At 48.5% G+C, this 12,048-nt stretch carries 10 protein-coding genes; 8 read left to right on the top strand and 2 right to left on the bottom strand.

Annotation, left to right across the window (positions count from 1 at the left end; all coding sequences use genetic code 11):
- Positions 1–194 precede the first annotated feature (194 nt).
- The 5 genes from ACH32G_RS14700 (at position 195) to ACH32G_RS14680 (ending at position 5,494) form a co-directional block, all read left to right on the top strand.
- Entirely contained in the window at positions 195–797 is a 603-nt protein-coding gene (locus ACH32G_RS14700; RefSeq protein ID WP_448814496.1) for an NAD(P)H-dependent oxidoreductase, read from the top strand.
- Positions 788–1,876, top strand: coding sequence for an acyltransferase family protein (locus tag ACH32G_RS14695; RefSeq protein ID WP_064778750.1), 1,089 nt, complete (start codon positions 788–790; stop codon positions 1,874–1,876). Before ACH32G_RS14700 ends, ACH32G_RS14695 begins: the two co-directional genes overlap by 10 nt.
- A gap of 343 nt (positions 1,877–2,219) precedes the next feature.
- Positions 2,220–4,631 (top strand): PEP/pyruvate-binding domain-containing protein, encoded by a 2,412-nt coding sequence (locus tag ACH32G_RS14690; protein WP_448814495.1) that lies wholly within the window; start codon positions 2,220–2,222, stop codon positions 4,629–4,631.
- 22 nt (positions 4,632–4,653) lie between these two features.
- Positions 4,654–4,926 (top strand): ribonuclease inhibitor Barstar, encoded by a 273-nt coding sequence (locus tag ACH32G_RS14685; RefSeq protein WP_016936729.1) that lies wholly within the window; start codon positions 4,654–4,656, stop codon positions 4,924–4,926.
- A gap of 25 nt (positions 4,927–4,951) precedes the next feature.
- Positions 4,952–5,494 (top strand): YfiT family bacillithiol transferase, encoded by a 543-nt coding sequence (locus tag ACH32G_RS14680; protein WP_448814494.1) that lies wholly within the window; start codon positions 4,952–4,954, stop codon positions 5,492–5,494.
- Here ACH32G_RS14680 and ACH32G_RS14675 read toward each other — a convergent pair.
- Positions 5,454–7,046 (bottom strand): MFS transporter, encoded by a 1,593-nt coding sequence (locus ACH32G_RS14675; protein WP_448814493.1) that lies wholly within the window; start codon positions 7,044–7,046, stop codon positions 5,454–5,456. The two genes, ACH32G_RS14680 and ACH32G_RS14675, sit on opposite strands and share 41 nt — an antisense overlap.
- A 106-nt stretch (positions 7,047–7,152) precedes the next feature.
- Positions 7,153–7,635: a MarR family transcriptional regulator gene (locus ACH32G_RS14670; protein ID WP_016936726.1), complete on the bottom strand. Its 483-nt coding sequence runs from the start codon at positions 7,633–7,635 to the stop codon at positions 7,153–7,155.
- A 169-nt stretch (positions 7,636–7,804) separates the two neighbouring features.
- On the opposite strand from ACH32G_RS14670, the gene mprF reads away from it, so the two are divergent.
- The 3 genes from mprF to ACH32G_RS14655 all read left to right on the top strand — a co-directional run bounded on the left by mprF (position 7,805) and on the right by ACH32G_RS14655 (position 12,019).
- On the top strand, positions 7,805–10,375 hold the full coding sequence (mprF, locus tag ACH32G_RS14665) for a bifunctional lysylphosphatidylglycerol flippase/synthetase MprF (protein ID WP_045925454.1): 2,571 nt from the start codon (positions 7,805–7,807) through the stop codon (positions 10,373–10,375).
- Between the two features lie 98 nt (positions 10,376–10,473).
- Positions 10,474–11,358, top strand: coding sequence for a PhzF family phenazine biosynthesis isomerase (locus tag ACH32G_RS14660; protein WP_448814492.1), 885 nt, complete (start codon positions 10,474–10,476; stop codon positions 11,356–11,358).
- A gap of 76 nt (positions 11,359–11,434) precedes the next feature.
- Positions 11,435–12,019, top strand: a complete 585-nt coding sequence (locus ACH32G_RS14655) for a nitroreductase family protein (protein WP_448814491.1) — start codon at positions 11,435–11,437, stop codon at positions 12,017–12,019.
- Positions 12,020–12,048: the final 29 nt, after the last annotated feature.

The following is a 12,048-nucleotide window of genomic DNA, read 5'->3' as shown; positions in this document are numbered from 1 at the left end:
AGCTAGTATACCACACGGCTGCGAAAAAACGCAGAAATGCCGGATGCGGAAATCCTGATCATAGAAAGACTTCGGGAGTGGATTTTGGTTTCAGCCGCATACAGATTTGAAACCCCTTTCATCATGTCTTTGCCTTATTCATAAGACATCATGATATAATAATTGTAAAAATTAAGAAATACTGGGAGGTACATATGAAGACGGTGATTGTGTATGCAGACCCGGATGAGAACAGCTTCAATGCGGCTATCGTAAAATATGTCGCCATGGCTTTGAAGGACAGCGGCAAAAGCTATACTGTCATTGACTTATACGCTGATCAATTTGATCCCGTGCTGAAGGCCGGAGATGAAAAAAAGCGGGCGGATATGAAACGGGACGCTGAAACGAAGAGATATCGGAAACTGATGAAAGAAGCGGATCATCTCATTTTCATCTACCCGCTGTGGTGGGGAGGCGTTCCGGCGATTATGAAAGGCTTTTTTGACAAAGTGCTTGTCGCCGGAGAAGCCTACACATTTGAAAACGGCCGTGTAAAAGGCCTGCTGCGGGCAGAGACGGCACAGGTGTTTTATACGGCGGACTCCCCGAACAGGCACTTAAAGTGGTTCCGGAAAAACGCGGACTGGATTACGCTGAAAAAAGGAATTCTGCAATTTTGCGGCATTCAAAAAGCCGAACGGAACTTTATGTCCTCAGTTAAAACGAGCACACCCGAGCTGCGGGAAAAGCGGCTGCGTCAGGCATACGTCAAAGTCCGCCGCGCTTGTGAAAAAGGAGCGGCCGCATGCAGATAAAAGAAATTTTCGTGATCCGCTGCCTGTCCTGCTTAAGTGTCGTTCTGCTGCACGTGGTGTCAATGGTGCTGATGATTCAGGAAGAGTCCTTAGCAAGCGCCGCCCGTACGGTTGATGCATTCCGGACTTTGCTGATGTTCAGCACGCCGGCGTTTATCTTTATCTCGGAATTTCTGCTTGCCAGGTCCTATCCGGAAGGCGTCCCTGCAGGATTCTTAAAGAAAAGGGGAAAAGTCATTTTCGTGCCGTTTCTGTTTATCGCCGCGGTGGATGCCATCTTAATGAAAAGTGTCGCAGAAGAGGGAGCCGGTTTCATTTCAGTGTTCGGTAAATTTTTAGAAAATGTCTTTTTAGGAAACTTCATCGGGTACTTCATTCTTGTGATCTTTCAATTTTACATTCTCCATATGCTGCTGCACCGCTGGCTGAACAACACATCTCCCGTGTGGGTGCTGTCTGTTTCGTTTATCATCAATGCCGTCTATCTGGCCTATTTTTCAATCGTTCGTCCGCCTGCTTCATCGGGGCTTGATTCTATTTTTCCGTTCTTTTGGGTTCCGTTTCCGGGCTGGCTGTTTTATTTCTGTCTGGCATTTTATTGCGGAAAGGAATACCGGCGTTTTTTAGCGCTCATCAATCAGTACCGTTATGCGGTTTACTTCAGTGCGGCCGTATCGGCCATATTGATTGTGGCCGTTTCATATACCAGCGGCGGGTCCATTTCTTCTAAACGTCCGGATATTATGATTTACGCGGTCAGTATGATCTTTCTGTGTTTTCATCTGTTTTCAAAGCTCAAAAAAGTGCCCGCGATTGTGATGATGATCAGCAACTATTCGTTTTCAATCTATCTGCTGCACTCCTACTTTTTAATCAGCGGATACCTCCTGGAAGGCTATTTGCGGTCAATGCCTTTGCCGGCTGCCATCCTTCTGTTATTTTTGATCTGCACGCTCGGTCCCATTTTCATATCTTGGGGGTGCAACCATTTCAGATACGGATACTTGTTTGTCGGGAAAGTGTATCAGCCGAAGCAGATTAAAAGAAATACGGCGGCGCATCAAGGCCGCACAGTCTGAAAAAAAGGCGGCGTTTCAGCCGCCTTTTGATGCGGGTCCGCTTTATCTGGCACGAGGACGGATAGTTGTACATTCTGCATACAAAGCCCCCCGGGCAAGCCGACAGCGAATGCCAGGTAAGCAGTATCGGGCAGCCTATCTCTAATTTTAATAGCGCGTTCACTGGCTGAAGACCCCCGCCTGCGTCCGTTTTGACCGGATGCATTTATGACAAAATAACGCCATCGATTTTCTCCCTTGTGAAGACCGATATATTGTATACTTATAGGAAATACTTTCAAAAAAAGTGAAAAAGAGAAAAACGGAGAGCTTGGATGAACGACTAAAAAGGAGCGGGGACATTATGAATGACTGTGTCAAAACATTCGGAGAACTTCCGGCCGAACTTTATTTCTCTGCGGGAGGAAAAGGAAGCATTCTCTCTAAAATGTATCAAAGCGGGTATCCTGTGCCTGAAGGATTTGTGATTTTGCCGTCAGCCTTTCAGGACGGACAGCTCCGCCATCAGGCGAGAGAGGCTATTGATCAATATGTGAATTCCATCCGCAGCCGCCATGCATCTGCGTTGTTTGCCGTACGCTCATCTGCGCTGAGCGAGGATTCCGCTCAGGCTTCCTTTGCCGGAGAATTCGATACGGTGTTGAATGTCAAAACAGATCAAGACATGTCCGGGGCGATTGATGAAGTCCGCCGATCGGCACAGTCAGAAAGGGTAAAAGCGTACAGCGCCGTTCAGGGAATGGAAGATGAGCATGAAATCGCAATCGTCATCCAGCTGATGATACCGTCTGAGATATCCGGAGTGCTGTTTACCGCAGATCCGATTACGGGGAGCAGGCGGGAGATGACAGGCAATTACGTCTACGGTCTCGGGGAGCAGCTCGTTTCCGGGGAAGCCGATGCCTATTCTTTTAAACTGGCACGGCCCAAGAAAAAATATGACGGCCCCGGGGAATTTCGTAAATATGCGTCAAAGCTCTATAAACTGGCGAAAAAGCTGGAAAAAGATCTTGGAGGGCCGCAGGATATTGAATGGGCCGCCGCGGGCGGGACATTGTATATTCTTCAATCCCGCCCGATTACGACCTTACAAGCCGGAAATCTGGAAACCTATGAATGGAATGATTCTTTCAGCGGTGATTTTTTATGGACAAACACAAATATAGGAGAAGCGATTCCCGATGTGATGACGCCGCTGACATGGTCGCTCCTCCGGAATCTGGATGAAGAGTCGGGCATTATTCCGGGCTATTATGTCTGGTCCGGCAATATTTGCGGAAGAGCCTATAACAATATGAGCCAGCCTCTTTCCGTTCTCGCCGCTTTCGGTCTGAATCCGAAAGGCGGTAAAATAGGAAAAATGATGAGCGATACATTGGGAGAAATCCCGGCGGAAATGAAGATTCCTTTATATCCGTTCTCAAAGTATGAACTTTTGAAGATCATCTCGAAAAAACTGAAACCGTATCTGTCGAAAATGAAGCACGCAAAAAAAAACATGTCCTCCTACTTGGACGAATCGCCGGAGTGGTGCCGGCATATTGAGGAAAAGCTGAAACGTGCCGAAACGGAGCGGGCATTATTAGCGATATGGAACAATGAGATCTATCCGTATTTGTGCAATGCGTGGTTTGCGTTAATATCCGGCGGGCGTGATTCTGCGCAATCCTCTTCGTCGTTAACCTCTCAATTAACAAAACTCGCAGGCATAGAAGATGCGAATCTCCTGCTTTCCAATCTGAGGGGAAAAGGCGGACTGGCCAGCCTGGAGCCGATTATCGGCATTGATCAAGTCATGAAAGGCCGTATGAGCGAGGAAGAATATCTCAGGAACCAAGGCCATCGAGGCCCGCATGAATACGAACTTTCCATACCGCATCCGGGAGAAAATCGGGATTGGCTGACGAAGCAGATCAAAGAACACAAGGAGTCGGGTATTGATGCCGAACAATTGCTTTTGAAACAGCAGCGGGCGCATGAACAGGCCTTCCGAAGATTTGAAGAAAAGTTTCCTCATAAGGTCAAATGGCTCAAAGCCAAAATGGAAAAAGCGTCAGATTACGCGAATATTAGAGAAACAACCAGATCCGAATTTGTCAGGGTGTACCGGACAGCCAGAGCATTCGCGCTCAGAGCGGCGGAAATGACCGGCATGAAGGACGATATTTTCTTTTTGTATCTGCATGAAATAACCGATCTGCTCGCGGGGAAAGAGCCGGCGGTTGCGTCGATTCAAGCGAGAAAGCAAAACTATGAAACTTATAAAAAACTGCCGCCGTTCCCATCCGTTATTAACGGAAGATTCAATCCGTTTAAATGGGCCGAGGATCCTGACAGAAGAGCGGATTATTACGATGCTTTTATGCCTGCGGAAACTGATGATGCGTATACTTTAAAAGGTTTCGCGGGAGCGGCCGGGAGAGTGGAGGGCATTGTCCGTGTCCTTGATGTCCCGGAAGACGGGGATTCTTTTGCGGCGGGGGAAATTTTAGTGACTTCGACAACCAATGTAGGCTGGACCCCGCTTTTTCCAAGAGCGGCCGCTATCATAACGGACGTCGGCGCCCCTTTGTCCCACGCGGCGATCGTCGCCCGGGAACTGGGGATTCCTGCTGTTGTCGGGTGCGGAAATGCAACGTCAAAACTGAAAACGGGGGACAGGGTGGCCGTTGACGGCGGGCAAGGCATCGTCCAGCTGGAACCTCGGCAGACTCCGGTCACTTCTGAAGAGGAAAATGGTAAACTGATAGAATAAAATCATGAGAAAGGAGCCGCACATGAAAAAAGCAATCATTAACGGGGAACAAATCAGAAGTATGAGCGACCTGCACCAGACATTGAAAAAGGAGCTTGCCCTTCCTGAATACTACGGTGAAAACCTTGACGCTTTATGGGATTGTCTGACCGGCTGGGTCGAGTACCCCCTCGTTTTAGAATGGAGACAGTTTGAACAAAGCAAGCAGCTTACAGAAAATGGCGCAGAGAGTGTGCTTCAGGTCTTTCGTGAAGCGAAAGCGGAAGGCTGCGACATCACCATCATACTTTCATAATACGATCAACGGGAGAGAGACAAAAATGGAAAAACAAACCCTCAGCTATCCGATTGGAGAATATCAGCCGGCTGAATCGATTTCGGCCGGACAGAAACAAGAATGGATCAATGCGCTGGAACACGCTCCGGCCAAACTGAAACAAGCTGTCAGAGCGATGTCGGACAATCAGCTCGATACGCCGTACCGCAAAGGGGGATGGACTGTCCGTCAAGTGGTTCACCATCTGGCGGACAGCCATATGAACGGCTATACCCGGTTTAAATTGGCTTTAACAGAAGATGAACCGGAAATCCGTCCCTATGATGAAAAAGGCTGGGCCGATCTTCATGATTCCAAAACGGCCGCTTGCAGGGATGCGCTTGAGCTGTTAACAATCCTGCACAGAAGATGGGCCGCTCTTTTGCGCTCCATGACGGAAGCCCAATACAAACGGAGATACTTCCATCCTGTATCCAAAGAGACGGTTACGCTGGAACAAGCGCTCGGATTATATGTCTGGCATTCTGAACATCATATCGCCCATATTACTGAGCTTTGCCGGCGGATGGACTGGCGTTTGTCTTAGAGGATGCCGGCTTCCGGAAAAACGCCAAAACAGCCGCAGACACAATCGTGCATAACGAAATGACGGCGGCTGCCGTATAAAGGTGATGATAGCCGCTGGCAATGCCCGCTTCAATCGCATCAGAAACCGCTTTTTTGACGGCGGGAACGGGGATTCGGCTTACCTGTTCCTGCAACGAAGAAAGCCCGCCGCTGATATCGGGCAATTGCGCCTGATCAGCGGGAACGCCGCTTTTTGCTAAACGGGTTTTGATGTCATCTCCGATCCGGCCAAAGCCGGCTGTAATGAAGCCGGCATATAAGGCCGGGGCGAGCGTCAGCCCGACCTGCCTCACGAGGGAAAGCGTGCCGAGCGCCGTCCCTTTGTTTTGGCCCGCCGTTTCTGATACAAGCACATTCAGCGGAGCTCCGAGCAGAAATCCGAAACCGATCCCCGCAATGACACTCGCCGTGACAAATTCCCATTTATCCGTCACCCATAACGGAAACAGGCTGAAGCCGGCAAATGCGATAGCGCCTGATACAACAGCAGAGAAGACCGGCCCTTTCTTATCCGTGACCGCCCCGCCGAGCCATGCTCCGATGCCGGACGCCAACGCGAGCGGCGTCATCCAATAACCCGCTTTCTCCGCCGATACGTGCAAATACTGCTCCGCGTAAGAAGGAATAAAAATGACCGCAGCAAGCAGCCCGCCCGATAAAAACCCGATGACGAGCGTCCATTGAAACACTTTATTTTGCAGCAGCGAGTAGGCGAGAATCGGATCGCCCCCGCGGTTTTCAACCCGCTTTTCAACCTTAAGCAGCGCCCAAAAGAGAAATGCAGCCCCCAGAAGATATCCGTACACCTTCACGTCCATGATGCTTTCTGAAAGCTTTGCCCCGTCGAGGTTCGTGATACCGATCATGCAAGATAAGATTGCCAGAGACAGCATCAGCGTGCCGGCAAGATCAAGCTTTTTCGCCTCAGGCTCTTTCGTTTCAGCGATAAACAAACCGCCGCACACAACCAAAGCGGCGGCTATCGGCAGATTAATCAAAAACAGCCAATGCCACGACCCGGTTATATCAAGCAAAAAACTCCCGATATTCGGTCCGAGGACGGCCGCTATACCGTTCATCGCCCCTAAAAGCCCGAGAGCTTTTCCCTGTTTTTCTTTCGGAAGAACAGCCAGCACATGTGAGCTGCCGATAATAAAAATTCCTCCGCCGCCAAAGGCTTGAATGAGCCGCGCCGCCAAAAACATCGGGAAGCTCTGACTGAGTGCGACAAGCAAAGAGCCAAGACCGAACAGTCCGACTTCAATCATAAACAGTTTTTTCCGTCCATAGCGGTCCGACAGCTTGCCGACAATCGGCACACTGACACTGAGTCCCAATGTGTAAAGGGTCACGCCCCACGATCCCCATGAAGGAGAAATATCAAAAGAGCTGTTAATCGTCGTCAGAGCAGCGGAAATAATTCCGTTGTCCAGCGCCGCCATGAACACACCGATCGTAAAAAGGGTGATGGCCCAGCTCTGGTTTTTTCCTGTTTGCACTCGTCCCGGCATACTGATCAATCCTTTCATTTTAATTCACTTAAAATATATTATTCACTTTGAATGAATTAAATGTCAAATAAAAAAAGGCCGCCGATACGGCAGGCCTTTTTCATCTCTATGCCTGTTTGGAGGATTCCAGCGCTTTTGCCAAAATGGCGAGCCCTTGATTAACCGTTTGTTTTTCTTCAGCAGTCAGCGTTTCCAATGATCGCTTCAATTTTACATGTCCTTTTTGATAAAGGCTGCGGAAAATGTTTTTCGCGTTTTCCGTTAATTGAACGACGACTGAACGGCGGTCTTCTTCTGACGGGGCGCGTGTAACGAAACTCGATTTTTCCAACCGGTCAAGCAGCCCCGTGGTATTTGAAAGGGAAGCACCCATTTTTTCTGCAATTTCACTCACCTTCAGCGTCCCATGGTTGTTCAGAAGCATCAGCACCTTCATTTGCGGCATGCTCATATCAAGCTTCATCCATTCTGACACATCGCCGAGTCCAGCCGACGTCATCACTTTCATGTACAGCACCCAAATATCCCGTTCCTCAGGAGAAAAAATATCGCCGCCCAAGACCGTTGTATCATGCAGGTTATAATCCATCGTCTCACTTCCTCATTCATACTCCTTCATACCATATTACTGATTTTCATCTGAGAAAGAAAGTTGCAGACGAGTTTTGTTTGAATGTGAGGTGGTAGTGTATAATATGTTGGAGATTATTGGGGGAATTTATAATAAATAAGCTATTTTATGATGATTGGAGAGAACATTGCTGACTAAAAAGAATGCCTTATCGATATTAAAAGTATTATTTCCTATTGCAGTTTTGCTTTTAGTCATTTATCAGTCGAAGAAGGAATTGACAGATCTTTCTTTTAAACGCACGCTGTACATTATTAACGGGATTGAGCGGTACGATTTATTTATCCTCGTTCTGCTCGGCCTCCTTGCCGTCAGTGTGATGTCCTTTTATGACTTTGTGCTGAAACGGGCGTTGCGGCTCAACATTCCGAATTGGAAAGTGTTCAGGGTTTCCTTTATCGCCAATTCCTTTAACAATGTCCTTGGATTCGGGGGTCTGGCGGGCGTCGGACTGCGGACGATGCTGTACAAAGAGCATACGAACGACGTAAAACGACTTGTCGCAGGCATTGCCTGGCTTACTTCTTCAGCGCTGCTCGGGCTGTCGGTCTTCAGTATTCTGACTGTCGCCCGGGTGCTGCCGGTGGGCGAAATCACAGGTGAGAAGCCGTGGCTGTGGGCTGTCATCGCCGGCGTGGCGCTTATTGTGCCGGTGGCCTTAATCGCCGCTTGGATCAACAATAAAAAAGCTCGAACGGAAGATGGTGAAGCAAAACTGAGGCATCCGATTTTTTCTTATATCGGAGCTTCGTTTGCCGAATGGTTTGCGGCGGCCGTCGTTATGTATTATTCACTGCATGTCATGGGGATTCACGCAGATGTCCGCCATGTATTCGGTGTATTCGCGATAGCCGCTATCGGGGGAATCATCAGCCTTGTGCCGGGCGGATTAGGCTCGTTTGACCTCCTGTTTCTGCTCGGCATGCAGAATATGGGTTTTCCGCAGGAGGCGGTCGTGACATCCATTGTCATCTACCGGATTGTGTATTCATTTATTCCGTTTGTGTTCGGGCTGTTCTTTGCGGCCGGCGACTTAACGGAAAACACGCTGAAACGGCTGGAATCAAATCCGAAGATGGCGCCTGCCGTAGAAACGACGAACGTGCTTCTCGTATTGCAGCGCGGGATCTTAATCAGAGTGCTTTACGGTTCGCTGTCGCTTTTGGTTTTCGTGTCGGGAGTGGTCGTGCTTGCGTCCGTCGCATTGCCGATCGACAGGGAGACGGTCATTCCGCATATTCCGCGCCCGGCGCTCCTTGCGTTTAACGCGTTATCGCTTAGTGCGGCCTTGATTCTATTAATCCTGCCGATTGAATTATACAAACGGACGAAACGCTCTTATTCAATGGCGGTCGCCGCGCTGGTCGGCGGTTTTGTGTTCAGTTTCTTAAAAGGAATGAACATCAGTGCAATCTTTATTCTGCCTGTCGTCATCGTCGTGCTTGTACTGCTGAAGCGGCAGTTTATCAGGGAACAGGCATCGTATACACTCGGCCAGATGATTTTTGCGGCCGCTCTGTTTATTATCGCCTTGTTTAACTATAATCTCATTGCCGGTTTTATTTGGGATAAAATGAATCGGCTGCTGCGCCACGATTACTTCGTCCATAATAATTCGCACATTACATATGCGACGATGACGGCCATTATTGTCGTGCCTCTGTTTTTCCTTTTGTTTACGGTCTTTTATCATAAAAGATTGAAGCCGATCGGGGAAGAGGCCGATCCTGAACGGCTGAAGACCTTTTTGGCAGAACAAGGCGGAAATGCGCTCAGCCATCTCGGCTTTCTCGGGGATAAGCGGTTTTATTTCTCAAGCGACGGCAAAGCGCTTTTATTGTTCGGCCAGATTTCGAGAAGACTTGTCGTGCTCGGTGATCCGTCAGGGCAGAAAGACTCTTTTCCGCTGGTGATCGAGGAATTTCTGAACGAAGCGCATAAGCAGGGACTGAGTGTCATGTTTTATCAGATTGAACGTGAAGACATGGCGCTGTACCACGACTTCGGCTATAACTTCTTCAAGCTTGGAGAAGAAGCTCTCGTGGATATGGAGGCATTTACGCTGTCAGGAAAGAAAAAAGCGGGGCTGCGGGCGATTAACAACAAATTTGACCGCGAAGGCTACACATTTCATGTCGGGGAGCCGCCGTTTTCTTCCGAGTTTATGGCCAAGCTGAAAGACATTTCGGACGAATGGCTCGGACCGAAAAAAGAGAAAGGCTTTTCTCTCGGTTTCTTCGATCGGGACTATTTGGAACAGGCCCCGGTTGCTTACGTGAAAGACACAGAAGGGGAGATCATCGCTTTTGCCAACCTTATGCCGATGTACCAGGAAGGCGAAATATCAGTCGACTTGATGCGTTATCGGAAAAACGCGCCGAACGGTATTATGGACGCGCTTTTCATCCGTCTGTTTCTCTGGGCGCAGGAAAAAGGCTATACCACTTTTAATATGGGGATGGCGCCGTTGTCAAACGTAGGAACGGCCTTTACATCTTTCTGGTCGGAAAGAATCGCAGCCGTCATCTTCAACAACGTCCGGTATATGTACAGCTTCAGCGGGCTGCGGGCCTTTAAAGAAAAATACAAACCGGAATGGCGCGGGAAATACTTGGCATACCGCAAAAACAGATCACTGTCTGTCACGATGTTTCTCGTCACCCGCCTGATCGGAAAAACAAAAAAAAGACGCCGTTAAAAGGCGTCTTTTTTTTCCTTTAATGTAATTAACTAAAAATTCTAATTTTCTTTTGTTATACTGAATAACATATCATAAGACGAAAGGAAGACTGATGAATGAAACAGGCAGTTGTATTTAAATATGAAGCGTTTACCGATATTCCTGATCTGGGAAATCCCGCTGGAATCGTCTTTAACGGGGATGATTATTCAGATGAAGAGATGCAGATGATCGCCGAAATGGCAGGGTACAATGAAACCTCATTTCTCTGTAAAAGCGGAGAAGCCGATCTGCGCATCCGCTATTTTACACCCGGCCATGAAATGAATTTATGCGGACATGCTACAGTTGCCTCTCTTTACGCATTAATTGAAAAAGGAAGGCTTCACGCTGATCAGACGTATCGGATTGAGACAAAAGCCGGCATTCTTCCTGTAAAAGCCGCTGAACGAAACGGGCGGGTATACATCACGCTTGAACAGGCTCCCCCGCAATTTCTGCCGTTTACGGGAGACAAAGAACAGCTTGCGGCTTCGCTCGGGATAACGGCTGAGGATTTCCACGGCGAGCTTCCGATTGTTTACGGATCAACGGGGATCTGGACATTGATTGTTCCGCTGAAATCACTGGAAGCATCACGGAATATGGTGCCGGACAACACGCAATTTCCCGCTGTATTGCAAGATCTTCCGAAAGCGAGCGTCCATCCTTTTTCTCTGGAAACCGTTCATCAGGAAAGCGATCTGCACGGACGCCATTTTTCTTCTCCTTTTTCCGGAACGACCGAAGACCCCGTCACGGGAACCGCTTCAGGCGTCATGGCGGCCTATATGCGGCAATACGGGGGCTCTGAAGCCGAATGCCTCACGATTGAACAAGGTCAGGAAATAGGGAAAGACGGAAAAGTGGAAATCAGGATCACGGAGGAAGGCGGCAAGGTGAAAATCGAGATGACAGGAACGGCCGTGTATGCCGAATCAATTCATCTTCAGCTTCCGTAACGGTTTACAAAAGCCGGTTCTATCCGTTATATTATAAATGATAATCATTTTCAATTGAATAGGAAGGTGAATCGGCATGCCGAAAACCGAACAATTACAGCAAAACGAGAGTCTTAAACATACGATCAGAAACAGAAGATCCATCCGGTCATTTAAACCGGAAACCGTTCCTTCTGAAGTCATATTAGATATGCTCGAAACGGCCGTTTACGCACCGAACCACAGACTGACGGAGCCATGGCGTTTTATCTACGCGGCAAGCGAAGCGGGAAAAGAAAAGCTTGCGGACAGCTACGTTTCATTTTTCAAAAAAATAAAAGATGATTTCAACGAGGAAAAAGAGCGGAACATGAGAAAAAATCTCAGTGCCGTTCCGGGATTTTTGTTGGTCGTCTTAAAAGAAGATGAAAATGAATTTACGCGAAATGATGATTTTGCGGCGCTGAGCGGCATGATTCAAAACCTTCAGCTTCTCGCACATGAAAACGGCATCGGCATGGTTTGGAAAAGTGGCCGCATTATGTATGACAAACAGGTGCATCGAGACTTCGGCCTTGCAGACAATGAGCGCTTCGCCGCCATCATCCAAACGGGCTATCCGGATGAACAGCCTAAGGCGAAAGAACGGACGCCGGCAAAAACCCTGTTTACCGAACTGTAAAAAAATCCCCGTCCTCAAGAAGAGGCGGG

It is taken from the genome of Bacillus sp. CIS52 (assembly GCF_053545315.1).
Note: the sequence above shows the minus strand (reverse complement) of the source record. Positions and strands in the feature narration are given on the sequence as shown.

Bases quoted from the DNA above. Each gene is read 5' to 3' on its own strand.
- ACH32G_RS14660 (WP_448814492.1), top strand. From the start codon at position 10,474: ATGAAACAGGCAGTTGTATTTAAATATGAAGCGTTTACCGATATTCCT.
- ACH32G_RS14655 (WP_448814491.1), top strand. From the start codon at position 11,435: ATGCCGAAAACCGAACAATTACAGCAAAACGAGAGTCTTAAACATACG.
- ACH32G_RS14670 (WP_016936726.1), bottom strand. From the start codon at position 7,635: ATGGATTATAACCTGCATGATACAACGGTCTTGGGCGGCGATATTTTT.
- ACH32G_RS14695 (WP_064778750.1), top strand. From the start codon at position 788: ATGCAGATAAAAGAAATTTTCGTGATCCGCTGCCTGTCCTGCTTAAGT.
- ACH32G_RS14700 (WP_448814496.1), top strand. From the start codon at position 195: ATGAAGACGGTGATTGTGTATGCAGACCCGGATGAGAACAGCTTCAAT.
- ACH32G_RS14680 (WP_448814494.1), top strand. From the start codon at position 4,952: ATGGAAAAACAAACCCTCAGCTATCCGATTGGAGAATATCAGCCGGCT.
- ACH32G_RS14685 (WP_016936729.1), top strand. From the start codon at position 4,654: ATGAAAAAAGCAATCATTAACGGGGAACAAATCAGAAGTATGAGCGAC.
- ACH32G_RS14690 (WP_448814495.1), top strand. From the start codon at position 2,220: ATGAATGACTGTGTCAAAACATTCGGAGAACTTCCGGCCGAACTTTAT.
- ACH32G_RS14675 (WP_448814493.1), bottom strand. From the start codon at position 7,046: ATGCCGGGACGAGTGCAAACAGGAAAAAACCAGAGCTGGGCCATCACC.